General features: G+C 40.7%; 27 protein-coding genes. 18 read left to right on the top strand and 9 right to left on the bottom strand.

Translation table 11 applies throughout. The features are described 5' to 3' along the window. Positions 1-381: 381 nt before the first annotated feature. The 4 genes from ACRX5O_RS14865 (at position 382) to ACRX5O_RS14850 (ending at position 5,610) form a co-directional block, all read left to right on the top strand. Positions 382-1,713: a hypothetical protein gene (locus ACRX5O_RS14865; RefSeq protein WP_433906645.1), complete on the top strand. Its 1,332-nt coding sequence runs from the start codon at positions 382-384 to the stop codon at positions 1,711-1,713. A 143-nt stretch (positions 1,714-1,856) separates the two neighbouring features. Beyond that, the gene (locus tag ACRX5O_RS14860) at positions 1,857-2,624 is read left to right on the top strand and encodes a VOC family protein (protein ID WP_433906644.1); all 768 of its coding nucleotides are present in this window, start codon (positions 1,857-1,859) and stop codon (positions 2,622-2,624) included. Between the two features lie 22 nt (positions 2,625-2,646). Continuing rightward, the gene (locus ACRX5O_RS14855) at positions 2,647-3,813 is read left to right on the top strand and encodes an acyl-CoA dehydrogenase family protein (protein ID WP_433906643.1); all 1,167 of its coding nucleotides are present in this window, start codon (positions 2,647-2,649) and stop codon (positions 3,811-3,813) included. A gap of 120 nt (positions 3,814-3,933) precedes the next feature. Then, complete coding sequence (locus tag ACRX5O_RS14850) at positions 3,934-5,610, top strand: glycoside hydrolase family 13 protein (protein WP_433906642.1); 1,677 nt, start codon at positions 3,934-3,936, stop codon at positions 5,608-5,610. Between the two features lie 27 nt (positions 5,611-5,637). Here ACRX5O_RS14850 and ACRX5O_RS14845 read toward each other — a convergent pair whose 3' ends face one another. Next, the gene (locus ACRX5O_RS14845; RefSeq protein ID WP_433906641.1) at positions 5,638-7,290 is read right to left on the bottom strand and encodes a M20/M25/M40 family metallo-hydrolase; all 1,653 of its coding nucleotides are present in this window, start codon (positions 7,288-7,290) and stop codon (positions 5,638-5,640) included. Positions 7,291-7,459: 169 nt separating this feature from the next. Here ACRX5O_RS14845 and ACRX5O_RS14840 point away from each other — a divergent pair, with 169 nt between their 5' ends. Then, positions 7,460-8,575, top strand: a complete 1,116-nt coding sequence (locus tag ACRX5O_RS14840; protein WP_433906640.1) for a TIGR04053 family radical SAM/SPASM domain-containing protein — start codon at positions 7,460-7,462, stop codon at positions 8,573-8,575. 62 nt (positions 8,576-8,637) lie between these two features. Here the strand turns inward: ACRX5O_RS14840 and ACRX5O_RS14835 are convergent, their stop codons facing one another. Then, on the bottom strand, positions 8,638-8,775 hold the full coding sequence (locus ACRX5O_RS14835; RefSeq protein WP_433906639.1) for a hypothetical protein: 138 nt from the start codon (positions 8,773-8,775) through the stop codon (positions 8,638-8,640). Further along, positions 8,765-8,950 carry a hypothetical protein gene (locus ACRX5O_RS14830; RefSeq protein WP_119710325.1) on the bottom strand — a complete coding sequence of 62 codons (186 nt, stop codon included), beginning with the start codon at positions 8,948-8,950 and terminating at the stop codon, positions 8,765-8,767. Before ACRX5O_RS14830 ends, ACRX5O_RS14835 begins: the two co-directional genes overlap by 11 nt. Before the next feature lie 189 nt (positions 8,951-9,139). Here ACRX5O_RS14830 and ACRX5O_RS14825 point away from each other — a divergent pair, with 189 nt between their 5' ends. From ACRX5O_RS14825 to ACRX5O_RS14810, 4 genes are all read left to right on the top strand, one after another. Continuing rightward, positions 9,140-9,469 carry a MerR family transcriptional regulator gene (locus tag ACRX5O_RS14825; protein ID WP_066057067.1) on the top strand — a complete coding sequence of 110 codons (330 nt, stop codon included), beginning with the start codon at positions 9,140-9,142 and terminating at the stop codon, positions 9,467-9,469. A 150-nt stretch (positions 9,470-9,619) separates the two neighbouring features. After that, positions 9,620-11,350, top strand: a complete 1,731-nt coding sequence (locus ACRX5O_RS14820) for an ABC transporter ATP-binding protein (protein ID WP_433906638.1) — start codon at positions 9,620-9,622, stop codon at positions 11,348-11,350. 28 nt (positions 11,351-11,378) lie between these two features. Next, the gene (locus tag ACRX5O_RS14815; protein WP_433906658.1) at positions 11,379-13,112 is read left to right on the top strand and encodes an ABC transporter ATP-binding protein; all 1,734 of its coding nucleotides are present in this window, start codon (positions 11,379-11,381) and stop codon (positions 13,110-13,112) included. A 93-nt stretch (positions 13,113-13,205) separates the two neighbouring features. Continuing rightward, positions 13,206-14,105 (top strand): NAD(P)/FAD-dependent oxidoreductase, encoded by a 900-nt coding sequence (locus tag ACRX5O_RS14810; RefSeq protein WP_433906637.1) that lies wholly within the window; start codon positions 13,206-13,208, stop codon positions 14,103-14,105. A 314-nt stretch (positions 14,106-14,419) separates the two neighbouring features. Here ACRX5O_RS14810 and ACRX5O_RS14805 read toward each other — a convergent pair whose 3' ends face one another. Both ACRX5O_RS14805 and ACRX5O_RS14800 read right to left on the bottom strand, forming a co-directional pair. Then, the gene (locus ACRX5O_RS14805; RefSeq protein ID WP_433906636.1) at positions 14,420-14,572 is read right to left on the bottom strand and encodes a hypothetical protein; all 153 of its coding nucleotides are present in this window, start codon (positions 14,570-14,572) and stop codon (positions 14,420-14,422) included. Between the two features lie 79 nt (positions 14,573-14,651). Beyond that, entirely contained in the window at positions 14,652-15,149 is a 498-nt protein-coding gene (locus ACRX5O_RS14800) for a class I SAM-dependent methyltransferase (protein ID WP_433906635.1), read from the bottom strand. Between the two features lie 226 nt (positions 15,150-15,375). Here ACRX5O_RS14800 and ACRX5O_RS14795 point away from each other — a divergent pair, with 226 nt between their 5' ends. The 8 genes from ACRX5O_RS14795 (at position 15,376) to ACRX5O_RS14760 (ending at position 23,129) form a co-directional block, all read left to right on the top strand. Beyond that, positions 15,376-17,040, top strand: coding sequence for an alpha-glucosidase (locus ACRX5O_RS14795; protein ID WP_433906634.1), 1,665 nt, complete (start codon positions 15,376-15,378; stop codon positions 17,038-17,040). Positions 17,041-17,170: 130 nt separating this feature from the next. After that, a complete protein-coding gene (locus ACRX5O_RS14790; RefSeq protein ID WP_433906633.1) occupies positions 17,171-18,490 on the top strand; it encodes a UDP-glucose dehydrogenase family protein in 1,320 nt (439 codons plus the stop codon). Between the two features lie 75 nt (positions 18,491-18,565). After that, positions 18,566-19,048 (top strand): Cys-tRNA(Pro) deacylase, encoded by a 483-nt coding sequence (ybaK, locus tag ACRX5O_RS14785; RefSeq protein WP_433906632.1) that lies wholly within the window; start codon positions 18,566-18,568, stop codon positions 19,046-19,048. A gap of 112 nt (positions 19,049-19,160) precedes the next feature. Then, positions 19,161-20,255: a PRK06851 family protein gene (locus ACRX5O_RS14780; RefSeq protein ID WP_433906631.1), complete on the top strand. Its 1,095-nt coding sequence runs from the start codon at positions 19,161-19,163 to the stop codon at positions 20,253-20,255. A 63-nt stretch (positions 20,256-20,318) separates the two neighbouring features. Next, complete coding sequence (locus tag ACRX5O_RS14775; protein WP_433906630.1) at positions 20,319-20,819, top strand: hypothetical protein; 501 nt, start codon at positions 20,319-20,321, stop codon at positions 20,817-20,819. Between the two features lie 107 nt (positions 20,820-20,926). Then, complete coding sequence (locus tag ACRX5O_RS14770; protein WP_433906629.1) at positions 20,927-21,055, top strand: hypothetical protein; 129 nt, start codon at positions 20,927-20,929, stop codon at positions 21,053-21,055. 539 nt (positions 21,056-21,594) lie between these two features. Continuing rightward, positions 21,595-22,257, top strand: a complete 663-nt coding sequence (locus ACRX5O_RS14765; RefSeq protein WP_433906628.1) for a DNA alkylation repair protein — start codon at positions 21,595-21,597, stop codon at positions 22,255-22,257. 14 nt (positions 22,258-22,271) lie between these two features. After that, positions 22,272-23,129, top strand: a complete 858-nt coding sequence (locus ACRX5O_RS14760) for a Cof-type HAD-IIB family hydrolase (RefSeq protein WP_433906627.1) — start codon at positions 22,272-22,274, stop codon at positions 23,127-23,129. A 27-nt stretch (positions 23,130-23,156) separates the two neighbouring features. Here ACRX5O_RS14760 and ACRX5O_RS14755 read toward each other — a convergent pair whose 3' ends face one another. The 3 genes from ACRX5O_RS14755 to ACRX5O_RS14745 are packed head-to-tail and all read right to left on the bottom strand — an operon-like array spanning position 23,157 to position 25,576. Next, the gene (locus ACRX5O_RS14755) at positions 23,157-23,810 is read right to left on the bottom strand and encodes a TetR/AcrR family transcriptional regulator (protein WP_433906626.1); all 654 of its coding nucleotides are present in this window, start codon (positions 23,808-23,810) and stop codon (positions 23,157-23,159) included. 12 nt (positions 23,811-23,822) lie between these two features. Beyond that, on the bottom strand, positions 23,823-24,851 hold the full coding sequence (locus ACRX5O_RS14750) for an ABC transporter permease (protein ID WP_433906625.1): 1,029 nt from the start codon (positions 24,849-24,851) through the stop codon (positions 23,823-23,825). Beyond that, entirely contained in the window at positions 24,851-25,576 is a 726-nt protein-coding gene (locus ACRX5O_RS14745) for an ABC transporter ATP-binding protein (RefSeq protein WP_433906657.1), read from the bottom strand. The genes ACRX5O_RS14750 and ACRX5O_RS14745 overlap by 1 nt, the downstream gene beginning before the upstream one ends. A 151-nt stretch (positions 25,577-25,727) precedes the next feature. Here ACRX5O_RS14745 and ACRX5O_RS14740 point away from each other — a divergent pair, with 151 nt between their 5' ends. Beyond that, positions 25,728-26,177: an SRPBCC family protein gene (locus ACRX5O_RS14740; RefSeq protein ID WP_433906624.1), complete on the top strand. Its 450-nt coding sequence runs from the start codon at positions 25,728-25,730 to the stop codon at positions 26,175-26,177. Between the two features lie 40 nt (positions 26,178-26,217). Here the strand turns inward: ACRX5O_RS14740 and bshB2 are convergent, their stop codons facing one another. Continuing rightward, the gene (gene bshB2 / locus ACRX5O_RS14735; RefSeq protein ID WP_433906623.1) at positions 26,218-26,883 is read right to left on the bottom strand and encodes a bacillithiol biosynthesis deacetylase BshB2; all 666 of its coding nucleotides are present in this window, start codon (positions 26,881-26,883) and stop codon (positions 26,218-26,220) included. Positions 26,884-26,888: the final 5 nt, after the last annotated feature.

Raw genomic sequence — 26,888 nt, 5'->3', positions numbered from 1 at the left:
AGTAAATTTCTAGAATAGCAAATAAATTTTTATAATCGCAAGTAAATTTCTAGAATAGCAAATAAATTTTTATAATCGCAAGTAAATTTCTAGAATAGCAAATAAATTTTTATAATCGCAAGTAAATTTCTAGAATAGCAAATAAAATTTTATAATCGCAAACAAATCTCAGAAATAGCAAATTAATTTTTATAATCGCAAAAAAACCTCCAGAATCGCAAATAAGTCACGAGAAGATGCTTAGAAAGACCAGAAAGTTAGCCTAAATTAGAAAAATGGATTTAAATTGACACATTTTCTGTAGAAGAATCGAGTGAATCTATCGAATGATAGGAGTACGATGGAACCTAAGATTACTAGTTCATTAGGAGAAGTTGACCTATGCGAAGCTACCTCATTTTAGCGATGTGTGGCCTTTATTTGATTCAATATTTTGTAGAGCTTACCTGGCTTCGATATGTTGTGGTGGCTCTAGCTTTGATTGCGTTTGTCGGTAGTGCTCCGAAGGCAGACCCTCTACCAAGACTTCTTGGCTTTTTTATGATGGGACTTGGAATCATTCTTGAAATGGGGAAGGGGACAGGTGTCGAAGGAATAAGTGATGGCCTGTTTCTTATTTTCCCTCTTCTTTGTTTAATTACGTTAGCACCTCTATTATCCATTCCATTACGATTCGGAGGATACTTTGAGGCGGTAGCTCTTCTTCTAAAAAAGCTGATGCAGCAGCCAAAGAAACTATATGCCGGAATTACGGGTACTTTGTTTTTATTAAGTCCGGTCTTAAATCTTGGCTCCGTGCGGATTATCAATGAATTTTTAGATGAGTTAAAGCTTCCATCGATGATGTCCGCGAAAAGCTATCTCGTGGGCTTTACGACCGCCATTTATTGGTCGCCGTATTTTGCATCGGTTTCTTTAGTGCTTCATTATTTGCATGTTCCTTTCACTCAGTACATTGGATATGGAATGGCTCTGTCATCTTTGTCTTTACTAATCGGAAATGTTTTATTTGCCCTTTGGCAGAAGAGAAACCCTATGAATGTGGAATCAACACAATTTCATTTACTAGATAAGAAGATTCGTAATCAGCTTATTCGACTCGTTTTCTTCGTTGTTTTGTTAATGGGCTCTTGTCTTTTGATTGAGTTGGCTACCCACTGGTCGATGATCGTCATTGTTTGTCTGATCTCTGTTTTTGTTCCGGCAGCATTTGCGGTTCTCCCTCGCAACTGGGAGAAAATGCGTCCACTGTTAATTGATTATCGCGATCGTACTGTTCCGCTGATGAACAATGAAATGATGCTCTTTATGAGTGCAGGTATGCTTGCTTTTGCCATAAAAGGAACCGCGCTAGCAGAGGGAGTCAATTCTGTTCTTACTGGGTTTGCGAAGGAGTCCTTTATCCTCTTTGCATTAGCAGTCATTGTGATCGTACTTGTACTCACCTATATGGGAATTCACCAGATTGCTGTTGTGGGAGCACTAGCGATGCAGCTTCAGCCAGCTGAGCTCGGTATAACGAGTATTTCTCTGGCGTTATTATTGTTACTCACCTGGGCGATGTCAACGGCGCTTAGTCCGTTCTCAGGCTTAAATTTAATGGTTAGCCGATTTGCAGGGATTTCTGGTGTTCAGGTGGGATTGCGAGCGAATGGCATGCATATGTCCCTCGTTGCGATCGTAGGAGTCACAATTATTTCATTTGTTAGTTAACTAGTCATCAATTTTAGCTTAAGTAATTAAGAGGCTAAATTGATGACCTAACCTCTTAGATATTCTAAGGGGTTCTTTTTTTACAAGGAAAGAGCCGTACCGTTATACTTATATAAAAAGCAGGAACGATAGGAGAGTTGAATGTGGCCAACTTAAGCTGGGATCATACCGTTCATTATGTGAGAAACCTAGATGCAGCAGTGGAGATCTTTACAAATAAACACCTTCACGCCTTTAGAGGGGGATCTCATACAACATGGGGAACGTACAATGCTTTAAGCTACTTCGGACTGTGTTATCTTGAATTTCTAGCGATTGAAGATGCCAAACTTGTTGAGAAGAATAAGAATGTAAATGCGGTTGTTCATGATGCGGCAAGACTTTTACCTGAAAAAGAAGTGATTGCACGATTGGCCATTCGTACAGATCATATCGAAGAAACGGTCCATTCCTTGAAAGAGAAGGGATTGAAGCTGTCACCCATTGTAGAGGGAAGCCGAATCAACCATTTAGGGAAAAAGATTGAGTGGAAAATGGCGTCCGTTGAGGGAGACTTTGAAGGAGTGGTTTATCCGTTTTTCATACATTGGAAGGAATCTGATGAGGAACGATTTCGATCTTTAAAAGATTCTGGAGCCATTCAACCTCATCGTGCCGGGAAGGTTACTTTACACGAAGCCATTATTTATTGCGATGATCCACATAAAACAGCCTCCCATTGGTGTGAGGTATTTGGGTTGAAAATGGAAGAAACGGGTAAAGACTTTATTAAAATTCGTATACAAGAACAATTTTTCACGTTTCAAAAAGGTTCGGTTGATCAATCTATGAAGCTTGTTTTCCATACAGATAGGGTTGAAGTAAAAGGAACAACCTTCTTCATTGGTGAAGGAGAGTATGTGTTTCAATAGGCAGGGAAGGGAGTTTTTTTAAATGGGTTATCATGAGCAATATTTTCTAAGAACAAACCGTCACAAAGAGCTCTATAGCATGGTGAGTAAGCTAGCTGATTCCTTTCAAGAAAGATCAGAACAATATGACCGGGAGGGGAGCTTCCCCTATGAAAATATCGAAGAGTTAAAGAAAAGTGGCTACACGAAGCTTTCTGTACCAAAAGAATTGGGAGGGGAAGGGATTTCACTTTATGAGCTTGTGCTTCTACAGGAAAGACTCGCCCAGGGAGATGCCTCGACTGCTCTTTCTATCGGCTGGCATTTAGGAATTGTCATGGATACCGCAGAAAAGAAGTTATGGAAAAATGGCGCTTTTGAGAAAATCGCAAAAGACATCGTACATAATGGAGCGTTATTAAACAGTGCCGTATCCGAGGCAGCAACAGGGAGTCCAACAAGAGGAGGCAGACCGCAAACTCTTGCCATACAAGAAGGAGAGCATTGGGTATTGAACGGTCGAAAAACGTTTACGACGATGTCTCCTGTACTTGATTATTTTATTGTCGTTGCAGCGGTGGAGAAAAATGGGGAAATTGCTCAGTTTATTGTTCCACGTGAAACAAAAGGGTTGGAAATCGTCGAAACATGGGACACCATGGCGATGCGTGGAACAGGAAGTCATGACATTCTTTTACAAGATGTGAGAGTTCCTCACGATGCACTTGTACAAGTTCTTGATCAGGAATCAAAGAAGAAGGCGACTGGTTGGCTTTTGCATATACCGGCCTGTTATATGGGAATTGCCTTAGCAGCAAGAAATTATGCGGTGAAATATGCAAACAATTACAAACCAAACTCTATAAAAGGTCCCATCAGTGAGCTTCCTAATATTCGTCAGCTTATCGGGGATATGGAGCTTAAGTTAATGAGTGCAAGAACCTTTCTTTATTCCGTAGCGGAAAGATGGGATCAAGATGTTGAACATCGCTATGAACTACATGCGGAGCTTGCAGCAGTGAAACATGTGGTTACCAATGCAGCAATGGAGATTGTTGACAAAGCCATGCGCATCGTAGGAGCGCAAAGCCTTTATCATAAAAGTCCACTGCAAAGATATTACCGAGATGTTCGGGCCGGCCTTCATAATCCGCCAATGGATGATGCGGTTGTTTCGCTGCTTGCACAAAGAGCGAGTAATGAGAAATAGATATGTCAAAAAATAGCCTTTCTTTCTTGCGAAAGGTTATTTTTTTTCGAGCCATTTAATGCTATCCTAGTAAAAAGCAAACGTTTGCACAAATCAGTGCATATGAGAGGAGATATACATATGGATCAATCATGGTGGAAAGAGAGTGTCGTTTATCAAATCTATCCTCGAAGCTTTAAGGATAGCAATGGAGATGGAATTGGTGACCTTCAAGGTATTATTGAAAAGCTTGATTATTTAAAGGAGCTCGGTGTTGATATCATTTGGCTGTCTCCTGTATATAAGTCACCAAACGACGATAATGGGTATGATGTAAGCGATTACCAAGATATTATGGATGAGTTTGGAACGATAACAGATTGGGAGCATTTGATTCAGGAGATGCATGACCGTGAAATGAAGCTCATGATGGACCTAGTAGTAAACCACTCATCAGATGAGCATCATTGGTTCCTTGAAGCGAAAAAGTCCCAGGACAATCCATACCGGAATTATTATATTTGGCGTAAGGGAAAGGATGGCAAAGAGCCGACGAACTGGGAATCATTCTTTAGCGGTTCGGCATGGGAGTATGATGAAACGACCGATGAATACTTTCTCCATCTTTTTAGCAAGAAACAACCTGATTTAAATTGGGAAAATCCAAAGCTTCGTAGAGAAGTGTACGATATGATGAATTGGTGGATTGACAAGGGTGTTGATGGCTTCCGAATGGATGTGATCAATCTAATTTCTAAGGCAGGATACCAGAATGCACCAAATTTAGAAGGGAAAAAGTATGTTTCAGGTGCAGAGTATTTCTTCAACGGTCCTAAAATACATGAATACTTACAGGAAATGAATAAAGAGGTGCTTTCAAGAGGTGTTGTTACGGTAGGTGAGACGCCAGGTGTAGACGTGGAGCAGGCAAAGCTTTATACAGGTTCAGATCGAAACGAGCTGAATATGGTGTTCCAATTTGAACATATGGATCTTGATTCAGGGCCAGGTGGGAAATGGGATTTGCGTCCGTTAAAGCTAAAAGACTTGAGAGACAATTTTACAAAATGGCAAAAGGGACTTGAAGGGGAAGGCTGGAATAGCTTGTACTTAAACAATCATGACCAGCCTCGTATGGTTTCTCGATTTGGAAATGACGGGAAGTATCGAGTAGAATCGGCAAAAATGCTTGCTACCTTCCTTCACACTTTACAAGGAACTCCTTATATTTATCAAGGTGAAGAAATTGGCATGACGAATGTCAAATTTGACTCCATTGAAGAGTATAAAGATATTGAAACACTGAATATGTACAACGAAAAGGTCAAAGAAAATAGCGAAGATGAAGCAAAAGTAATGGAATCAATTTATGTGAAAGGGCGAGACAATGCACGAACACCAGTACAGTGGAATGCTAGTGAACATGCTGGTTTTACAACAGGAACGCCATGGATCACCGTAAATCCAAATTATAAAGAAGTGAATGTAGAACAAGCAGTGGCTGATCCGGATTCTATTTTCCATTATTACAAAAAGCTGATCAAGTTAAGAAAAGAGAATGATGTTATCGTGTATGGGACATATGATTTACTTCTTGATGATCATGAACAAATCTATGCCTATACGAGAACGCTTAAGAAAGAAAAGTTACTGGTTATCCTGAATTTCTCTGATCATCGACCAGAGTTTAGACTTCCAGAGGATATGATTTGCCGTGATGTAGAAGTATTAATCAGCAATTACGAGCAGCCAGGTGAACCAGATGTTTCTTCGATCAAGCTTCGTCCATACGAGGCAGTGGTGTATAAATACAGATAAGAAAACAGGCGAGGGATGAACCCTCGCCTATTTTAATACACGCTCAATCACTTGTTTGGTAAGTGTAGGAACTACTTCTAAGGAGTATGTCATTTCTAGTCTTTCTAAGCGCTTATGTGCGTCAATTCCGTATGGTCCAATATTGACGACAGGAACATTGATATCTCGTATATCTTGGAAATTGATAAAGTGCTTCCGTCCCCAGCTTGGATTGTTATTTGTGACTGCTTGAAGCCCTGCATCATCATCGCTTAATGCAACAAAGCTCATATCAGATATATACGGGAAAAAGTTACGTGTGACGATCGGATATGGGTAGTCTGGCTGTACTTCAGCAACGGCTTCATCGAGTGCATGAATAAGGGTTGATTCATCAGATGTTTTCCCTGTTAGTTCAATTCTTGGTGAATACAAAGATGAATAAAACAAAATCATGGCAGGGCTCTTGTCCTTCATCCATTTCCATGTTTCCTCAACCACACGCGCAGCATACATCCGGCTATCCAATGATTTGTCTTGCTGCAGTTGATCTTTAAATTGGTTCATATGTTCTTTGTATGTGTCACCATGTTCAGCAAGCAGCTTTTCTTCCATCTGTTCATAAGTAAATACTCTTGTTTTCCACGGAATCGGTCGGTATGCTTCTCCGCTAATTTTACAATAATTTTTATAGCGCTCTTCATATGTTCGTAAGGCACGATCGAAAGCAATTGTCGCTTGTTCGGTAAGCTTGTCGATGACATCCTTTGGAGTCCACGAATGAATAAAAAAGTTATAGTACACATAAGCAGCTAAGGCGGTTTGTACGTCATACGAAGGCTTCATATCCATTTGTTTTAGCGATACGGGAGGTACGGTTGTTTCCCCTAATGCCTCGTTGCAAAGCTCCGGATTATAATTGATTTGCTGAGTTAATTCTGCTGCTAAAAAATTGGGGTCTAATCCTTCAAAGCAAGAGCCGACATGTGTTTCCGCACCGGTGATGAAAAAGGAAGGCAGGAGCTTTCCGACGGTTCCTTTGTATATGTATCGATTTTGATCTCCTTTGAACCGGGGAGCTACGAAATCAGCGTTGATCGCCGCAACATAGTCGAAGTGATGCTCAGTCTTCCATCTTTTTAATGTTTTTAACGACGATAGAATTCCGTTTGAACTGTCCTCCTCGTCACATTCTGCCAAGAAGACAAGATTTCCATCAAGTTCGTCAGGATGTTCTGAGTAATATTTTAGTAGATAAAGGTGGCTGGCAAGTCCGCTCTTCATATCAAGGGTGCCTCTGCCGAAGAGCCAGTCGCCAGATTCAAGCTGTTCCTTTACCTCTTCTGCTAGGTCTTCTTTCTTCAAAGCTTCAGCTAGCTCGTCCGGATAACAAGCAAGGCTTTTTAATTGATTGAAATCGTCTATCCCAACGGTATCCACATGACCCATCAGAATGACGGTGCGGTTACTTGTGCCTTTTGTTCCTTTTACATAGGCAAGAACATTATATCTTTCGTAATCGTCATCAATGGTTGGTTCGATTACGAGGTGTGAAGGGTTTTCTTGAAAATAAGGAAATGAATTCAGGAGTGTATGCAATGAATGAGAGATAACTTTTTCTCCATCTGTATTGACGACACTTTCAATATGAACGAGCTGTTTGGTGAAAGCTAACACATCTGTGCGACAAGGTAATAGCATGGGTTTTCTCCTTTTTCCTTGAAATAATCATCTACTTTCACTATACGACAATGAATTCTCATTAGAAAGTAGCAAGTGTAAGAGGATTGTAACAATATGGATGATTCATTGAGTTTGTTAACTCCTATAATGAGAACATTGAAAAATTAAAAGATAGTTAGGTGATACGATGCATGGGAAACATGTTCCTGTTGATTACAGCCAAAATCCGTTTATTGTCATCTGGGAAGTAACGAGAGCTTGTCAGCTTAAATGTGTGCACTGTCGAGCGGACGCACAGCTGACGCCAGACCCAAATGAGCTAACCCATGAGGAAGGGATCGCTTTAATCGATGAAATTTATGAAATGAATAACCCGATGCTAGTTTTTAGTGGTGGTGATTGCATGATGCGTGACGATCTACTGGAGCTAGCAGATTATGCGGTTAAAAAAGGAATGCGTGTTTCTATGACTCCTAGTGCAACAGCCAATGTGACAAAGGAGAAGATGAGACTAGCAAAGCAGGTGGGGTTATCAAGGTGGGGATTTAGCTTGGATGGACCGACTGCTGATATCCATGACCAATTTCGTGGCATCCCCGGTTCATTTGACTTAACGCTTGAGAAGGTTGCGTACTTGCGTGAGTTAAACATGCCGCTTCAAATCAACACAGTGATATCGCGTTACAATTACGACCATCTCGAGCAAATGGCCAAGCTAATGGAAGAGCTCGATGTGGTAATGTGGTATATTTTTTTACTCGTACCCACGGGAAGAGGCCAAGTGGATGATTGTTTAACGCCGCTTGAACACGAAAAGGTATTTAGGTGGCTGTACGACTTAAGTAAAAAAGTCCCTTATGATATTAAAACAACGGCAGCGCAGCATTATCGACGTGTGGTTCTTCAGCAAAAAGTGAAAGAGCATAAAGTAGAAACAGGTCATATTCGCTACGAAGATACCATGACGATGGATCAGGACAGAATCCGGGATGGTTTAAAGCGAGCACCAAAGGGTGTGAATGATGGAAATGGTTTTATCTTTGTTTCTCATACGGGAGATGTGTTTCCAAGTGGATTGCTGCCAATAAAAGTCGGTAATATCCGTGAGAATCGGTTAGATCATATTTACCGAACATCACCAGTCTTAAAGGAACTTCGTAATCCAGACCTCTACAAAGGAAAATGTGGGATGTGTGAGTATCGTCAAATTTGTGGAGGTTCCCGTTCTAGGGCATATGCTATGACAGGGGACTACTTAGCGAGTGAACCGTTTTGCGTATATGTACCACAAAGCTTACGATAGCTGCTTGTATAGAGTAAGAAAAAAGGAAAGCCTGCTGATTCATGACAGCAGGCTTTCCTGAGTTAACTATTTTGAACGTATCGAAGAATTTCAAATGCTTTATCACCGGCTTCACTTGTTAGACTCTCCCAGATTTCGTCTCGAAGTAGATCTAGTTCAATAATCATCTTGGCTAAGGTAATCGCATCTTCATTTTTCATCATCATTCTTCCTTTCCTTTTCCTTTCTTGATGCTACCCATTTTCTATAGACCTCTTCCATTTCGGTAAGAGTGAAATCAGCTGAGTCTTTACGAACTGTGAGGGCACCGGCTTTTGTTAGGAGACTCTCATACTCTTTTCGCCTTTTCTCAACCATTTCTCTTAGAAGCGCCATGGGGAGTTCATCCTTTCTGATTGGTATTAACGTAATTGTAAGCGGGTTGGAAGTAATTATCACTTCAACTGTTAGTTTAATTAACATCATTTTTTAAACTTGTCAGAAAATCTTACAAGTTAGACGTCTATTGTGTAAGGTAATGGTATAATCTAGAAGCAAACGGTGTGGGAAACGGAGGAATAAACCATGGGGGAAGATACATCATATAAAAGCCGAAAAGTCATAACGATTGGTGTAGTTAGTGAATTAACAGGCCTTTCCGAGAGGCAAATCCGTTATTACGAGGAAAGAAAGCTCATTTTCCCTGAGCGGTCTGAACGAGGAAACCGAAAATATTCATTCTCTGATGTAGAAACGCTAATAGAAATAGCTAATAAGCGCGAAGAAGGCGTTCGAACGTACGAAATTAGGCAGGATATGATTAAGAAAAATAATTTAGCAAAAGATGAAAAACTCCGTAACAAAATGCTTCGTGGTCAAATTAATGCTAGGTTTGGAATTCAAAAAAATCAATAACCCTACATGAAGAGCCTGCATAAGGCTTTTTTGTTTGCCATGAAAGATGACTGAATATTTTGTACACTCTATTAATATGTTACAATTAATATATTAAGGGTGACTAAATAATTTGTAGATTTTTCTGTAATGGAAACGGAGGGATCCACCATGAAGAAGCTTTTTAAATACATATTTCCCTATAAATACGCCACGATTATTGCTTTATCACTTACTGGCTTTGAGCTGGTGGTTGAGCTGATACAGCCTGTACTCATGGCCAAAATCATAGATGAGGGCATCACAAACGGAGACATGAATCCCGTCTACCTATGGGGAGGCATTCTCCTACTTCTTTCTTTTATCGCCTTTGTTGCAGGAATTGTAAACTCCTTTTATTCCTCCCAAGTAGGTCAAGGGGTCGGTTACGATCTTAGGAGAGACCTGTTTGGAAAGATCCAGCAATTTGCCTTTAAGGATTTTCAGGATATTCCCACCTCTTCCTTAATTACGAGGCTCACAAATGATGTGACTCAAATACAAAACTTCCTATTTATGAGCCTGCGTATTGCACTCCGAGCCCCTTTATTTATATTGGGTGGAATGATTATGGCGTTCACGGTAAACGTGAAGCTAGCTACGATTCTTCTTATTTCCGTTCCTCTTTTAATGGTGATTGTTTTAACTCTTATTCGAAAGGGAGTCACTCTTTTTCAGCTTGTTCAAAAAAAGATTGATACAGTGAACGGTATCATCCAGGAAAATTTAGTAGGTATTCGGCTTATTAAAGCATTTACAAGAGGTAACCATGAGCAGGGAAGGTTTGAAAAAGTAAACAAGCTGCTAAGAGAAGACAATAAGAAAGCCCTTCAAATAATGGAGATGACGATGCCCATTCTTATGTTCGGAATGAATGTTGCGATGGTTATCATTCTTTGGTTTGGCTCTCTTCATCTGGATATGGGTGGGGCACAAGCGGGAGAAATCGTCGCTGTGCTTAATTACGGAACGAAAATTATGTTTGCTTTTACCGTTTTTTCATTTGTTATGATGAATTACTCAAGAGCACAGGCTTCTTCAGGAAGGCTTGTTGAAATACTTGAGCAAGAGACAGATGCTGAACAGATGAAGACTCCTTCAACAACAGGAAAAATCATAGACGGACGAGTGGAGTTCCAGCACGTGAGTTTCCGCTATCCACAATCGGTCAAGCCAACACTGAGAGACATCAGCTTTACCGCCGAGGCAGGTCAAAGAATCGGAATCTTAGGGGAAACAGGGTCAGGAAAAACATCATTATTTCAGTTAATCCCTCGTTTGTTTGAGGCAACTGAAGGACATATAACGATTGATGACGAGAATATCAAGAAATATGAAAAGGAAGAACTAAGAAAGCAAATTGGAATGGTCCCTCAAGAAGCACATTTATTTACGGGGACAGTAAAAGAGAATATTGGCTGGGGGAAGGAGAATGCCACTTTTGATGAGATCATAGAAGCTGCGAAAAAGGCGGAAATTCATAACTTCATCATGACTCTCCCGAATCAATACGAAACCATGGTAGGACAGCGTGGGGTAAATTTATCAGGTGGTCAAAAACAACGTCTCTCCATCGCACGGGCAATTGTAAGACAGCCAAGCATCTTGTTAATGGATGATAGTACGAGTGCGCTTGATGCCAAAACAGAGGCAAATATACTAGCTTCGATTAAGGACCAAGCATGTACCACTTTTATCATAGCTCAAAAAATTAGCTCGGTTATAAAAGCAGACCAAATCCTTCTCCTCGAAGAAGGCCGATTAGTCGCAAAAGGGACGCATGAACAATTGCTGAAAGAAAGCGACAGCTACCGTAGAATATACAAGTCCCAGATGCAAAAGGAGTTGGAGCAGCTTGCATAAACCTCAAACAAAGCCAAAAGCAAAGAATATGAAGGGAACACTGCTTAGAGTTCTTGGCTACGCAAACAAAGAAAAGACACTGCTATCTTGGGTTCTTTTTATGGTGATTGCAAGCTCTGTTTTTTCCTTGATTGGTCCTTATTTATTAGGAGTTGCGGTTGACGATGTTATTGCAGGAACCAATAAAGAACGATTTTTGTTATTGTTATTTGGAGTCATCATCGTCTTTCTTTTACAATCAGGGGCCCTATTTTTCCAGAACTATTGGATGATTGGAATCGCTCAAGAAATTGTTTTTCGAATGAGAAACCAGCTTTTCAAAAAGCTGCATATGCTCCCCATTTCCTTTTTTCAAAAGCGACAGCATGGTGAGCTTATGAGCCGCTTAACAAACGATATGGAAAATGTCAGTCGAACATTAAACTCAGCTATTATACAAGTCGTTACAAGTACATTAACGATTGTAGGAACCGTTGCCATGATGCTATGGCTGAGCCCATTGTTAACGGTATTAACATTAACGATCGTCCCAGTCATGTTTGCTGGACTGAAATGGATTACGAACCGAACAGGAAAGTTTTTTAAGGAGCAGCAAAAAACACTCGGAGACATGAACGGCTTCATTGAGGAAACACTGTCGGGTCAAAAAATTGTGAAAATGTACTCGCAGGAACGGAAAGTGATCCAACAGTTTGCGGAGAAAAACGATGCATTAAAAGAATCAAATTATTGGGCTCAAACCTACTCGGGCTTTATTCCGAAACTGATGAATATGCTAAACAACGTCAGCTTTGCGATCATTGTTGGGATTGGTGGAATTCTTGCCATCAAGGGATCCGTTTCAATCGGTATCATTGTTACTTTCACTACATACTCTAGGCAGTTCACGAGACCATTAAATGATCTCGCTAACCAGTTCAACATGATCTTATCAGCTGTAGCTGGTGCAGAGCGTGTGTTTCAAATTGTGGATGAAAAAGAAGAACAGGATGATGAAGGGAAAGCAAACTCCATTGAACATTTGTGTGGAGAGATTGTATTTGATCAGGTTGGTTTTTCCTATGATAAGGGCCTTGCTACATTAAGGGATGTCAGTTTTCAAGCAAGAGCTGGTGAGACGGTTGCTCTAGTTGGACCAACGGGAGCGGGGAAAACGACGGTGATCTCCTTGCTTGCTCGTTTTTACGACAGTGATCAGGGTACGGTTTGGATTGATGGAAGAGATAGCAAGGAAATTACACGAGACAGCTTAAGAAAGCAAATGGGTTTTGTTTTACAGGACTCTATTTTATTTGAATCAACCGTTCGGGAAAATATTCGGTTTGGCCGTCTAGATGCTACTGACGAAGAAGTTCTTCAGGCAGCGAAAGAGGCAAACGCGCATGATTTTATCATGAAGCTTCCAAATGGTTATGATACCGTGCTAAATGGGGAGGGTGCCGGAATTAGTCACGGACAGCGGCAATTGTTATCCATTGCTCGTGCGTTACTAGCAGACCCTGCTCTGTTGATTTTAGACGAGGCGACAAGCAGTATTGATACGATTACGGAAATGAAAATTATTGAGGCGTTAGAAAGGCTGATGAAGGGCCGAACCACCTTTGTGATTGCCCACCGCCTAAACACGATTCAAAATGCAGACTTAATCGTTGTGTTAAAGGATGGTCAAGTCATTGAAAAAGGCTCAAACAAAGAACTCCTAAAGCAAAATGGATTTTATGCAGACTTAGTTCGTACACAGCAACAAAAGGCAATCATGTGAGAGTTGGCCCTTAGTGGGTCAGCTTTTTCTTTTTTATAGAAAAAAATACGAGTTAGTTGGGCAAGGTAAGGAGGTAGAAAGGAGCGGAAAACAGTGGTGTATGATTGCGTGATTATTGGTGGAGGAATTGCTGGATTACAGTGTGCGATTCAGTTAGGAAGATATATGTATAAGGTGCTTGTGATTGATTCAGGTGACGGAAGGTCTACTCTGTGCCGAAGTTATCACAATGTGCTTGGCTATCCATCCGGAGTGAGCGGTGAGTATTTACGTTCGATTGGGGAGAAACAGGCTAAGCAGTATGGAGTCGAGTTTTTACTAGAAAAAGTTGAAAAAGTAGAGAAGAAAAAAGAGATATTTCATGTAACCACTTATCATGGGGATGAGAAAAAGGCAAAGAGATTGTTAATTGCAACCGGGGTAATGGACCGGATTCCGCCTATCCCTGAGCTGTACCCATGCCTAGGGAAGAGTGTGTATATTTGCCCTGATTGTGATGGATACGAAATCAAAGACGAGGAATGTATCGTGATTGGCTCTGGTAATGTCGGAGCAAATGCGGCATTAACTTTAATGTTTTGGTCGAAAAAGCTTATTTATGTGAATCACGAGCGAAAAGCAGTGGATGAGAAACTCCTTAAAAAGCTTAAAAAGGAGAATATTGAGTACTATGAACAGTCGATTGAACAGGTACAGGCGAAGGACGGTCAGTTTCAAGGGGTCACTTTGGCAGATGGAACTCAGTTAGTTTCGAACCACGGATTTGTCGCATTTGGAAACAATGAGGTTCGTTCCGAACTTGCTGCTCAGCTCGGAGTGGAACGCATGGAAAATAAACATATTCTTGTTGATCCTCGTTCAAAAATGACGAATATCAAACATGTATGGGCAGCAGGGGATGTGGTCGCTCATTCCGAGCAAGTGACTGTTGCAATGGGAGAAGGGCTTCAAGCGGCGATTTTTATTCATAAATCATTGATGAGTGAATCCTGAATGGGAAACTGGCCGTTTTTTAGAACGGCCAGAAGATTTTTGGGGTTATATGGCTGGATTTTAAGTCATTTAGCTTTAATCTTGTTCATTTTTCTGGTTAAGTTGGTTGGTTATTTGCGATTCCTGTGAATTACTTGCGATGTTAAAAATATATTTGCTATTTTAGAAATTTGTTTGCGATTTTAAAATTTTGTTTGCGATTTAAAAACTTTTTTTGCGATTCACCAAATATACTTGCGGCCCTGAAGACTTACTTGCGATTCTCCCACTTTACTTGCGATTAGATTAACGAAATTCCAGCAAAAAACCCACATTCACTTCAAACAACGAAACACTCGGTATCCTAGCCGATCTCCATAAAACCCGAGCAGCTGTTGATGGGCTGCCATGACTTGATCGTATACCGGGTGACTACCTGCTGTCATTGAAGGAGGGGCTTCGGATATTGCCCCTTCACCGCTTAGCATTTCTTCCCAAGCTGTACGGCGGAGAAGCACCTGCAGAGAGTGAAAGCCTGTCTTTTTAAATAATTGAGCCCATTGTTGTTCAGAATATATATTTGAGATGCCATACACCGATTGAATTTTTTCGTCGATCATTCGGAGTAAGAGAGTTTTCACCGCTCATTTCAATAGTTAAGATGACACCATTATTTTTAAGCACTCTGTGCAGTTCCTTAAGTGATTTTTCCACACTTGTAAACGTCAGAACCGATTCAGCTAAAATAAGGTCAAAGCTTTCATCAGTAAAAGGGAGGCTTTCCAGACTAGCTTGCATAACGGTAACAGGCAATTGTTGAGAGGTAACACGCTCGCGAGCCTTTTCGACCATCTCTGGAAGAAGGTCGATGCCTGTAACTTGTGCACCGAACCTTTTAGCTACGTAGGAAGAGGTTAATCCTACTCCACAACCTGCATCTAGAACGGTTGTATCTTTTGTAATGTGTTCCCGTTTTAACATCTTTTTTGTTAGTGAATGTCCACCAGGATGGGCTCCAGCAATGCCGTAATACGCTAAAGCTTGTTGATATGTTTTATCCATCATGTATTCCTCCCTCATCTATGCATAACATAGCGTATGGTGCGTAACGGATAGAGGACACTGCACAGCAAAAAAGGAAATCGGTATTGCGTAAAATTCATGTAAGCGTTAAACTATTAACAACAGTGCAACCTTAAAAAGGTTATTTTTTTATCCATTTATGCAAACGGTTGCGCTCCCTAAAAAGCAGTTTACAGCATGAAAAAATAGAAAGTCAGAGGGGTAATGTATGAAGAAGATATGGTGGAAGGAAGCCGTGGCCTATCAGATTTATCCAAGAAGCTTCCAGGATTCAAATGGAGATGGAATTGGCGATTTACAGGGAATGATACAACGACTTGATTATATAAAAGATCTTGGGATTGATGTGATTTGGATTTGTCCCATGTATAAATCACCGAATGACGATAATGGATACGATATATCCGATTACGAAGACATTATGGAAGACTTCGGGACGATGGAGGACTTTGATGCTCTTTTAGCAGCGGTTCATGATCGTGGAATGAAGCTGATTATTGATTTGGTCCCTAATCACACAAGTGATGAGCATCAATGGTTTATTGAATCACGTCAATCAAAGGTCAATCCGAAGCGAGATTGGTATATTTGGCGTGACGGGAAAGATGGAGCAGAGCCGAATAACTGGGAAAGTATTTTCGGAGGTTCTGCTTGGCAATACGATGAACAAACAAAACAATACTATTTGCATGTGTTTTCAACCAAACAGCCTGACTTGAATTGGGAAAACCCTGAGGTTCGAGAAGCTGTCTATAGTATGATGAATTACTGGTTGGATAAAGGCATAGACGGGTTCCGAATTGATGCGATTAGTCATATTAAAAAGCGTCCAGGATTCCCGGATATGCCAAACCCAGAAAATAAGAAATACGTTTCTTCTTTTGACATGCATATGAATCAGGAAGGAATTCATGAGTTCCTATCTGAAATGCAAGAAAAGACTTATGGAAAATATGATGTGATGACTGTAGGAGAAGCGAATGGGGTGTCAGTAGACGAAGCGCATCTTTGGGTAGGGGAAGAAGAAGGTAAAATGAACATGGTATTCCAGTTTGAGCATCTGGATCTTTGGGATACCGATCCTGCCAAAGGACTTGATATTTTAGGCTTGAAAAAAGTGCTCACACGCTGGCAAAAGGGATTAGAAAAGGACGGCTGGAATGCGTTATTTATTGAAAATCACGATAAGCCACGAATTGTCTCTACATGGGGGAACGACAAAGAATACTGGTACGAAAGTGCAACAAGCATGGCAGCGATGTATTTCCTGATGCAGGGGACACCATTTATTTATCAAGGTCAGGAAATTGGAATGACAAATGTCCACTTCCCAAGTATTGATGATTATGATGATGTGGCTGTAAAGAATATGTATCGTTTGAAGCGTGAAGAAGGGGTTTCACATGAGGACATTATGGAGATCATTTGGGCCACTTCAAGAGACAACAGCCGTACTCCTATGCAATGGTCGGATGATCACGAAGCTGGATTTACAACAGGAACACCTTGGATGAAGGTGAATCCTAACTATAAAGAAATCAATGTGAAAAAGCAGCTAGAAGACGAACACTCAATCCTCTCTTTTTATAAAAAAATGATTAATCTGAAAAAGAACAATGAAGTGTTTACGTACGGTAAATATGAGCTTCTATTAGAAGAAGATCCGCAAATTTACTTGTACACACGAGAAAGTGAAAACGATAAGGTCGTTGTTCTATCGAATCTAACAGGGGAAGCGGCAATATTTGCTGTAGACGGGTTAGAATTAAAACACAATCAGTTGTTATTAGCGAATTATGAGATTGATCAACATGAAAACATAAACGGATTTACATTAAAACCGTTTGAAACAAGAGTGTATCGTTTGATATAATATTGCTCGAAAAGGCCATATCCACTCGATATGGTCTTTTCAATTTCTTAACATGATCTTAGCAATTCTCTCCATTCATATAAACTATACTGATAGTAAGACAGGGGAGAAATCAGTGGGGAGGGTCTGGATGAAAATTACCGTTTGCGGGACAGGGTATGTTGGATTGGTAACTGGTGTTTGCTTAGCTGAAATTGGGCATGAGGTGGTTTGTTTTGATACAGATGAACAAAAAATCAATATGCTCAAAGCGGGGATATGTCCGATTTATGAACCAGGTTTAGAAGAGTTACTGTTAAAGCAGCTTCTCGCAAAAAGGCTCCACTTTTCTACAGATGCAAAGCAAGCTTACAAAGAATCCGAAGTAATTTTTCTAGCAGTTGGAACCCCTGAAAAAGAAGCTGGAGCGGCAGACCTAACTTTCATAGAACAAGCTGTAGAAACCATAGCGCAACATATCACTTCACATAAAATCATCGTAACAAAAAGCACCGTTCCCATTGGTACAAATGACCGGCTCCAAGCCAGGTTTGACGGTAAAGGTGTTTCTGTCGATGTAGTCTCTAATCCAGAATTCCTGCGGGAAGGTTCGGGCATCTATGATACGTTTCACGGTGATCGGATTGTGATTGGTTCCAATCACAAAGAAGCCAAGGAAAAAGTGGAGAAAATCTTTCAACCTCTTCAAATTCCCATTGTTCATATGAGTAGACGAAGTGCGGAAATGGTTAAGTACGCATCCAATACCTTTTTAGCGACAAAGATTTCGTTCATTAATGAAATAGCGAAGCTTTGTGAATATACGGGTGCAAATGTAGAGGATGTAGCACTTGGAATGGGGATGGACAGTCGAATTGGAACGCCTTTTTTAAAGGCAGGAATCGGTTTTGGCGGGTCCTGTTTTCCGAAGGATACGAAAGCGTTAGAAAATGTGGCAAGTCTGTACGGATATGAGTTTCAAATTCTGCAATCCGTTATAAAGGTGAATGAAAATCAAAAGTCACTTCTTTTTAAAAAAGCAATGGATCGTATGGGGACGGTTGAAGGAAAAACAGTTGCTGTTTTGGGTCTTTCCTTTAAACCAAACACAGATGATATAAGGGATGCTCCCTCTATTCCGCTGATGGATGATTTAATAGAAGCAGGGGCCTGTGTCCGTGCGTATGACCCGGTTGCTCATAATCATGTCAAAAAGAGATATCAGAATACAATCCACTATTCGGAAACGATAGAGCACGCTATAAACCAAGCTGATTTAGTTTGTATCGTGACGGAATGGGGAGAAATTAAGGATTTTCCACTCGACAAGTATAAACGAATGATGCGAGAACCACTCCTTATTGATGGTCGAAATTGTTATAAGCTAGAAGATGCGAAACAAGCTGATATCACGTATATCTCAATCGGTCGTGAAGTAGTAGAGAGGAAGACACCTATTTTCCGCTATTAAATATACCTTCAGTGGGCAGGGAATTGTATCTCCCTGCCTTTTTTCGTATCATAAAAAATAAAAAGGGTGGGGTGTATGGCTAAGCAGGCAAAAACAAATGCGATGCGAATTCTAGATAGTAAAAAAATCGACTATGAATTAATCACGTACGATTCACATGATGGGAAAATTGATGGAGTGTCTGTGGCAGAAAAGATAGGAAAGGACCCAAAGCAGGTGTATAAAACGCTTGTTGCACAAGGTGCGAGCAAGCAACTGTATGTTTTTATCGTTCCTGTTGAGAAGGAGCTAAACCTGAAAAAAGGGGCGCAAGCATGTGGTGAGAAAAAAATAGAGATGATTCCCGTCAAGGATATTCAAAAATGGACAGGCTATATTCGTGGCGGATGCTCTCCCGTAGGGATGAAAAAACAGTACCCAACCGTAATCGACGAGAGTGCAGAAGAGTTATCTTCCATCATCGTGAGCGGTGGGAAAATCGGAGTCCAAATGGAGCTGAAGCTGCAAGACTTACTTTCTGTTACAGGTGGGAAATTAGCGGAACTCGCGAATGAATAAGTAAAAATTATATTTGGTCATCCTCTATGTTAGATCATGTGCTAAGACAAGGAGAGAAACGCATATATTTCTAATGCTCCACGTATGAATTTTCAGCAAAGGATGTGTGCGAATGGCTGGGAGTGTTAGAAACTACTATGCTGGCGGAAATACAGCTAAGGGTTTTCATAGTTTATTTGATGACTGTTTAAAAGATTTACAGAAGGTTTTTATATTGCAAGGGGCACCAGGAACGGGAAAATCAACACTTATGAAGAAAGTGGGAGAATACTGGGCAGGAAGAAATTATCAGGTGGAATACATGCATTGTCCTCTAGATACTTCCTCTGTTGATGGAGTGATCATTCCAGAGCTCAAGGTGGGAATCGTAAACGGTTCGAGTTTCTATACGATCACCCCAAGGGCACTTGGTGCAATAGAGGAATACGTAAACTTAGGAGAAGGCTGGGACTCAAACGAACTAACAGAACAAACGGATCAAATTCTGAGATTGTCCATGCTAGCAGGTAACGCCAAACAAAAAGCGTATGAGCACTTTGCCGAAGCGTTAAGCATTCATGACAATTGGGAAAAAATCTATATTGAAGCGATGGATTTCCAGAAAGCAGATGATTTAACTAGAAAATTAGTATCACAGTTTTATGGAAATATGACCTTAAATAAAGAATCAACGGTAAAGCACCGTTTTTTAGGTGCAGCTACTCCGGATGGAGCGGTTGACCATGTACCTAATTTAACAGAGGATGTTGCCAAAAGGTATTTTATTAAAGGAAGACCAGGCTCCGGGAAATCAACGATGCTAAGAAAAATTGCTGAGGAAGCACAAGTTCGTGGATTAGATGTAGAAGTGTATCATTGTGGATTTGATCCAAATAGTTTGGATATGGTCATTGTTAGAGAGCTGGGGATTGCCATCTTTGATAGTACGGCACCACATGAATATTTTCCAAGCCGAGATGGAGACGAGATTGTTGATATGTACGGCTCCGTCATTGCTAGTGGAACCGATGAAATTTTCGAAGAAGAAATTTCAAACCATAAAGCAGCCTATAAAAATATGATGGATCAAGCGATCGGCTTTTTAAAGGAATCAAGTGAGTACAATCAAGAACTAGAACAAATTTATACAGGTGCTATGGACTTTGAAAAGGTCAATGAACTGACAGAACGGGTTCAAGATAGGATTCATCAGCTCGAAGAAATATAAATGACAACTCACCCCTCGTAGGCGTTTTGCATACATTACAACGAGATGTATGTAGAGAGGGGTATGTATGTGAACTATTATCATCCAAATCATTTTTTAGATGACCGACAGCAGCCAACAACTGGAGGCTTCCCGGGCGGATTTCCTGGAGGGGGCTTCCCGGGTGGTGGTTTTCCAGGAGGAGGATTCCCTGGAGGGGGCTTCCCAGGCGGCGGATTTCCAGGTTTTCCAGGAGGGGATGACGACTTTCCAGGAGGAGGATTCCCACCACCATTTGGAGGCGGAGGTGACCAATACGGTCCACCATCAGGCCCACCACCTTCTTACGCACCACAACAAGGTTTTTCCCCTTTTGCGGTTGACCCTGGTGCCATTAGAAGATGCCGGTTCCGCTTCACGTATATTTGGTTAAATAACGGTCGAAGCTTCTGGTTCTATCCAACGTTTGTGGGAAGAGATTCCATTGCCGGTTACCGTTGGAGAAACAGACGTTGGGTTTATTATGGTACTGATTTAAGAAGAATCAGGTCCTTCCAATGCGGTGGAGGTTATGGAGGGTATTAACTCCTAAGAAAGGCATGAACTCATCTGGGTTCGTGCCTTTTTCTATGAACAGAAAAATCTCAAGAAGAATATCGTAATAGGTGTCAGACCTTATGAGGAGGAAAATCATGTACCCTGTATACCTATATTATGGAATGATGAAAGAAACAAAGAATGTTCCCATTGCCTTCCCACCCCAGGAGCAACCGCGTCAGCCTGGTTTTGAATATAAGATGAATCCACTTCTGATTCCTTAATTAAAAAACACCCATTAAGTTTGACACATCAATTGACATCATTATAAAGATGGACAATAAGTATTGTACAATTAAAAAAGAGGGTTAAGCACCCGAACTATAAATAGATGGAGAAATTCCGCTTAATTAGTAATGATTATTTAAAAAAGCTTAAATAGACGGAGAGATACCGCCTATTGGCTCGAAAACTTCGAAAAGGGGAGATTTTGCTTTGCATAAGCGGAAAATCTCCCCTTATTTATCCCGAAACGTGCTCCATTCTGCATCTAACCGGAAATTCTCCGCTTATTTTACTTTTGTTGATTACTCGATTAAGGACAAGTCATCTTATTTAAAAGGGAGTGAGTTTTACTTTTTCTATATACCAATAACGATGCCCATACGACTGTCATTTCAGCACATATTTTAAGAAAAGCACTTCAAAACGGGACCCCCTACTTTTGTGGGTATCACCTTTAATAAATTTTTACAGTTGCATCGTTGGAAAATTTACAAAAAAACTCTTACAATAAAGCTATGTCACTATAAAGGAGCACTGTATGAAAGAAATCCTTATCCTAACAAAATTATTTCGAGCGAATAGTAATCGCGAGAATGCTTATTATATGGAAAAATATATGCGAAACCAGTTTCCTTTTCTAGGAATCAAAACCCCATTAAGACGTGAGCTCATGAAGCCGTTTTTTGAGGAAACCGGTATATTAAAACAGCCATATAATGAGAAATTTGTCGAAGAGGTATGGGCCCTTCCAGAAAGGGAGTTTCAAGCAGCTGCACTTGATTATATGGAAAAATCGTTGGAAAAACTGGAGAAAAAGCATTTGCCTGGGATTGAAAAGCTCATTACAACCAAGTCGTGGTGGGATACAGTTGATGTGCTCGGTCCCAAAGCAGTCGGGAAAATAGCAGCAGATCATCCTGAAGTAATTAAGGAAACGATTGATAATTGGGCGTATGGTGATGATTTATGGTTAAGGCGCGCAGCGATTCTTTTTCAGTTAAAATATAAAAAGGATACTAATGAAGAGCTGTTGTATCGTTATTGTAGAGAAAACGCCGACAGCAAGGAGTTTTTTATACAAAAAGGGATTGGCTGGGCATTGCGTGAATACTCAAAAACGAATCCGAGCAGTGTAAAGAATTTTATTGAGCGCACATCTTTATCTAAGCTCAGTATTCGTGAAGGCAGTAAATACATATAGAGGTGGAACTGATTATGATAAAATGCATCGCTAGTGATATGGATGGAACATTATTAAACTCAAAGCAGGAAGTATCCGAAAAGAACCGCGAGGCGATTCAAAAGGCATTGAATTCAGGAGTAGAAGTTGTTATTGCAACAGGTCGTTCCTATGAAGAGGCTATGTCAGTTTTACAGGAGTCTGGCTTACACCTACCGATTATTTGTGCCAATGGGGCAGAGATACGAACAAAAGAGGGTGAAGTAGTCAAAGCTCATCCGTTAAATCACAAGATAGCGAAACAAGCAGCAGACGTGTTAAATCAAGTGGGCATTTACTACGAAATTTATACAAGTGAAGGTACTTACACAGTCGATTACGATAAGGGAGTTGAAATCATTATCGATATCTTTACGACTGCGAATCCTGAGCTTTCAAGAGAGCTTGTGCAGGAAGAAGCTCATCACCGTTATGAAAAAGGACTCATTCATAAAGTTGATAGCTATGAGCCGATTTTAAACGGAGAAAAAACCATTTATAAGCTATTAGTATTCCATATGGATCACAGCTTCTTAGATGAGGTCGAGGAAAAACTAAAGCAAATTGATAATCTAGAAGTGACCTCTTCAGCATTTGGTAACCTAGAGCTGATGAACACACAAGCACAAAAGGGAATTGCATTAGCTGAATTCGTGGAAGAAAAGGGAATTGCCTTACAGGATACGATGGCGGTTGGCGATAATTATAATGACCTATCCATGTTCCAGGTTGTTGGCCGATCAGTAGCCATGGGCAACGCAAACGACGATATTAAAGAACGATGCACTCACGTGACATTGAGAAATGACGAAAGCGGTGTAGGAGAAGCGATCCTACAAGCGTTAGCTGAGTAAAATAGAAAGGCTTGAGGTATGAAACCCTCAAGCCTTTTCTTTCGGTGCTAATCCATGCAAAATAAATTGAATCGTTGCTTCGATTTCTTGTTCATCGTCCCAATCTAGCTCGGGAAATAGAAGATAGCGACCGATAAGGAATCCGAAAATACTGGAAGCTGTCATCCGAACCACCTGATAAGGAGGAAGGTCAATCAGTTGGCCGGCCTCTTGATAATGCTTGATGATCGCTGCCATTCTTTCGTATACCTTAATTGCAATATGCTCCTTGAATTGCTTTTGAAGTTCAGGTTGAAAAGGAAGTTCCTGAAGGATAATTTTGAATAAGGGAATGTTTGCATTTAGAAACTCGGCCCGATTCTGAATCATTGCCCGTAAAAAATCTTCTAAGCTCTCAAAATCCTGGTTCAACACCTTGTTTAAGTCTTTTATCACAAACGGTGCAATCAGCTTTGCCATCATAGGAGCAACAATGGATAACAAGAGATCCTTTTTCGTTTTATAATGGCGAAAAATGGTTCCTTCAGCTACACCCGCTTTCTTTGCGATTTCACTCGTGGAGGTAGCGGCGTAGCCTTTTTCAGCAAAGGATTCTATAGCAGCTTCAAGAATGAGCTTTTGCTTTTCGGTAAGATTTTCGTTTTTATCAATAATTTCATCAATAATATGATTATCTGACATATAAACTCCTCGTTAAATGGAACGATATTTTTTTAGGGCAAGGATGTTTAGAATCATGAACAGAAGTGAAAATCCTGATAACATAAGCAAATCAAATGAAATCTCACCCCACCCATACCCTCTTATCATAACATTTCTTAATGCATTTGCTCCATAGTACAAGGGAGTAAGTGGACCAACCCAGCTGACATAATCAGAAATTGTCTCTAGATTAAATAATCCGGAGAAAAATATCTGTGGAACGATCACAAGCGGAATAAACTGAATCATTTGCAACTCATTGTTAGCGAATGCGGACAGCAGTACCCCGAGCGTTAAGGCGGTCAGAGATAAAAGTAAGGTAATGAAAAGGACATAAATAAATGCTCCCTCCATCATCATTCCAAGAACATAGATCGCATACGAGGCAATAATGGTGGCTTGTATCATCGTGAAAATGCCAAATCCAATCACATAGCCAACCACGATTTCCCATTTTCGAAGAGGACTACAAAGCAGCCTTTCAAGCGTTCCGGTCGTTCTTTCTCGTAAAAAGGAAACTCCAGCAATAAGGAATACGAAAAAGAAGATGAAAAATCCTAGCAACACGGGTCCAAACGAGTCAAACTGGCTCATCTCGCTTGAACCGTGAAGATAGTTGACCTCAAGCATGGTAGCGGAAGAGTCAGGCTTTATAGACTCCAGTGACTCCTGTAACCACTTCATCGTCGCTCCATTGATGGTGGGGTCACTACCTTCTAACGTCAGCTGAAGAGAGGTACCTGACATATTCACATATCCATCAATGTCTCGTTCCTTTAAGGCAGTCTTTGCTTCGTCGGTTGTTTCGTATAGGTTTATGGTTGCTTCATCATCATCGAGCTGTTCTACAAGGGGAGTGGGAAGGTCAACAAAACCAACCTTAGTTGTATAGCTTTCTCCATTAAAGACGAGATGAAGCATTGTTAAAACAAGGATTGGAGCCATAATGAGCAAGACAAGCGTTCGTTTATCACGAATAATTTGTTTTAATATTCTCCTTACAAGGGCCATGACGCGCATTAGTTACCACCTCCATAGCTCAAAAAGGCATCTTCAAGATTCGTACTGTTCATGTTTTCTTTTAGTACTTGAGGAGTACCGACAGCGATTAAGTGTCCGTCTCGTATCATACCTAGTCGATCGCATTTATCTGCTTCATCCATGACATGTGTGGTGACAATAATCGTTACTCCTTGCTTTTTTAGTTCATAAAAGGAATCCCAAATGCTTTTCCGAAGCACAGGGTCAATCCCGACCGTAGGCTCATCTAAAATTAATAGCTTTGGTTCATGGAGGAGAGCGATTGCCAGTGAGAGGCGGCGCTTCATTCCTCCTGAGTAATTGGAAACTTGTTTATCGGTATGGTCATTTAGCTGAACAATCTCCATACAAGCTTGAATTCTTTCTTTTTGACGTACTCCGTTTAGTCCATATAAAGAAGCAAAGAATTGAAGGTTTTCTCTTGCCGTTAGTTCCCCGTATAAAGCATCCGATTGAGCCATATAACCGATTTTTGAGATCACATCAAGTGAGGGCATCACGATGCTAAATACTTTGTTTTTTCCAGTTGAAGGAAGCTCAAGACCCACCAGCTGCTTCACGAGTGTCGTTTTCCCTGCGCCGGATGGACCAAGTAACCCAAAGATTTCTCCTTCGTTAATTTCTAAACTAATACCTTTTAATACTTCTTGCTTTCCAAAGTGCTTTGTCACCTGTTCAATTTGGACAATTGGATTCAATTGAATCCCTCCTTAAAATAAAAGTGAGTAATCACTCACTACTATCATAAGCGAAACTTTTTCAAATGAAAAGGGAGATTTTGTGAATATTTTCGACAGAGGTTTTACGGGATTTTAGTATAATAAGGACAAACAATCGTCCCGAGGTGCATAATATATGGCTGATTTTCGAGTAAGTGAGATGATTCACCGACCGATCGAAGAAGTATTTAGTTATCTATCAAACCTAGAAAATGCCACAAACCTATTGCCGTTTGTGACTGATATGGAAAAATTGTCTAATGGACCAGTTGGACATGGAAGCCGATTCTTGGAAACAAGGCTAGTCAGAAGAAGACGTATTCAAGCGGAAGTCCACATTACCGAGTTCAATCGACCAACCGCCTTTACCTCAAAAAGCGTATCCAATGGAGTAGAAATCCTTTATCACTATACATTTTCGGCGATTGAGGAAGGTACCCAGGTCGAGATGGAGGCCGAAGTCAAAACAGGAGGATTTTTAAGCTTCCTTACGAAAAAACAGCTAGTCAAAATTATTAAAAATGAAGATGGCGGACAGCTACAGAAGCTAAAAGAAGTACTCGAGGCGGAGGAAGTTCGTAGATAAAGAAAGAGCCCACAGGATATGAATCCTGTGGGCGTTGTTCTTAAAATTTATACGTCCAAAAACGTTCGTTATTTACCCAAGCAATCATGCCGGGATCATTCGCTTTAAGCTTTTCGGCCATATTTTGAATCATTAATTGCGTTTGTGACGCATGAGCCTTGATGGTGGCAATTTTTTGGTCAGATACAGCAGTAACATCATTTACGTTGTCTGGTGCTCCGAGCTCATCCAATGAGTTTTTTGAAAAAGCCACACAGTGCAGCTTTGGTCTTTTTTCTGGAGCTAATCGACCGACGGCTTTTACAACCGCAGCCCCCGTTGCATCGTGGTCAGGGTGTACGGAATATCCTGGGTAAAACGTGATGATTAAGGACGGGTTCACATCGGCAATGATTTCTCCCATATGATCCGCTAATTTTTCAGGATCCTCAAACTCTACCGTTTTATCGCGATATCCAAGCATACGTAAATCTTGAATTCCAATTGATTTTGCTGCGTTTTGAAGTTCCACTTTACGAATATGCGGGAGCGATTCTCTTGTTGCAAACGGTGGATTCCCTAAGTTCCGCCCCATTTCACCAAGCGTTAAGCAAGCATATGTGACAGGTGTCCCGTTCTGGATGTGCAAAGCAAGGGTGCCTGAAACACCGAATGCCTCGTCATCAGGATGAGGGAAAATGACTAAAATTTGACGTTCTTTTTCCATGATGC

Source organism: Robertmurraya mesotrionivorans (genome assembly GCF_050971805.1).
Classification (GTDB): domain Bacteria; phylum Bacillota; class Bacilli; order Bacillales; family Cytobacillaceae; genus Robertmurraya_A.
This window is presented reverse-complemented; position numbering and strand designations above follow the sequence as displayed.

What these genes read in the sequence shown, in the direction of transcription:
- ACRX5O_RS14865 (WP_433906645.1), top strand. Translation starts at nt 382, where the DNA reads ATGCGAAGCTACCTCATTTTAGCGATGTGTGGCCTTTATTTGATTCAA.
- ACRX5O_RS14855 (WP_433906643.1), top strand. Translation starts at nt 2,647, where the DNA reads ATGGGTTATCATGAGCAATATTTTCTAAGAACAAACCGTCACAAAGAG.
- ACRX5O_RS14850 (WP_433906642.1), top strand. Translation starts at nt 3,934, where the DNA reads ATGGATCAATCATGGTGGAAAGAGAGTGTCGTTTATCAAATCTATCCT.
- ACRX5O_RS14845 (WP_433906641.1), bottom strand. Translation starts at nt 7,290, where the DNA reads ATGCTATTACCTTGTCGCACAGATGTGTTAGCTTTCACCAAACAGCTC.
- ACRX5O_RS14840 (WP_433906640.1), top strand. Translation starts at nt 7,460, where the DNA reads ATGCATGGGAAACATGTTCCTGTTGATTACAGCCAAAATCCGTTTATT.
- ACRX5O_RS14835 (WP_433906639.1), bottom strand. Translation starts at nt 8,775, where the DNA reads ATGAAAAATGAAGATGCGATTACCTTAGCCAAGATGATTATTGAACTA.
- ACRX5O_RS14830 (WP_119710325.1), bottom strand. Translation starts at nt 8,950, where the DNA reads ATGGCGCTTCTAAGAGAAATGGTTGAGAAAAGGCGAAAAGAGTATGAG.
- ACRX5O_RS14825 (WP_066057067.1), top strand. Translation starts at nt 9,140, where the DNA reads ATGGGGGAAGATACATCATATAAAAGCCGAAAAGTCATAACGATTGGT.
- ACRX5O_RS14820 (WP_433906638.1), top strand. Translation starts at nt 9,620, where the DNA reads ATGAAGAAGCTTTTTAAATACATATTTCCCTATAAATACGCCACGATT.
- ACRX5O_RS14815 (WP_433906658.1), top strand. Translation starts at nt 11,379, where the DNA reads ATGAAGGGAACACTGCTTAGAGTTCTTGGCTACGCAAACAAAGAAAAG.
- ACRX5O_RS14805 (WP_433906636.1), bottom strand. Translation starts at nt 14,572, where the DNA reads ATGCTAAGCGGTGAAGGGGCAATATCCGAAGCCCCTCCTTCAATGACA.
- ACRX5O_RS14800 (WP_433906635.1), bottom strand. Translation starts at nt 15,149, where the DNA reads ATGATGGATAAAACATATCAACAAGCTTTAGCGTATTACGGCATTGCT.
- ACRX5O_RS14795 (WP_433906634.1), top strand. Translation starts at nt 15,376, where the DNA reads ATGAAGAAGATATGGTGGAAGGAAGCCGTGGCCTATCAGATTTATCCA.
- ACRX5O_RS14790 (WP_433906633.1), top strand. Translation starts at nt 17,171, where the DNA reads ATGAAAATTACCGTTTGCGGGACAGGGTATGTTGGATTGGTAACTGGT.
- ybaK (WP_433906632.1), top strand. Translation starts at nt 18,566, where the DNA reads ATGGCTAAGCAGGCAAAAACAAATGCGATGCGAATTCTAGATAGTAAA.
- ACRX5O_RS14780 (WP_433906631.1), top strand. Translation starts at nt 19,161, where the DNA reads ATGGCTGGGAGTGTTAGAAACTACTATGCTGGCGGAAATACAGCTAAG.
- ACRX5O_RS14775 (WP_433906630.1), top strand. Translation starts at nt 20,319, where the DNA reads ATGTATGTGAACTATTATCATCCAAATCATTTTTTAGATGACCGACAG.
- ACRX5O_RS14770 (WP_433906629.1), top strand. Translation starts at nt 20,927, where the DNA reads ATGTACCCTGTATACCTATATTATGGAATGATGAAAGAAACAAAGAAT.
- ACRX5O_RS14765 (WP_433906628.1), top strand. Translation starts at nt 21,595, where the DNA reads ATGAAAGAAATCCTTATCCTAACAAAATTATTTCGAGCGAATAGTAAT.
- ACRX5O_RS14760 (WP_433906627.1), top strand. Translation starts at nt 22,272, where the DNA reads ATGATAAAATGCATCGCTAGTGATATGGATGGAACATTATTAAACTCA.
- ACRX5O_RS14755 (WP_433906626.1), bottom strand. Translation starts at nt 23,810, where the DNA reads ATGTCAGATAATCATATTATTGATGAAATTATTGATAAAAACGAAAAT.
- ACRX5O_RS14750 (WP_433906625.1), bottom strand. Translation starts at nt 24,851, where the DNA reads ATGCGCGTCATGGCCCTTGTAAGGAGAATATTAAAACAAATTATTCGT.
- ACRX5O_RS14740 (WP_433906624.1), top strand. Translation starts at nt 25,728, where the DNA reads ATGGCTGATTTTCGAGTAAGTGAGATGATTCACCGACCGATCGAAGAA.
- bshB2 (WP_433906623.1), bottom strand. Translation starts at nt 26,883, where the DNA reads ATGGAAAAAGAACGTCAAATTTTAGTCATTTTCCCTCATCCTGATGAC.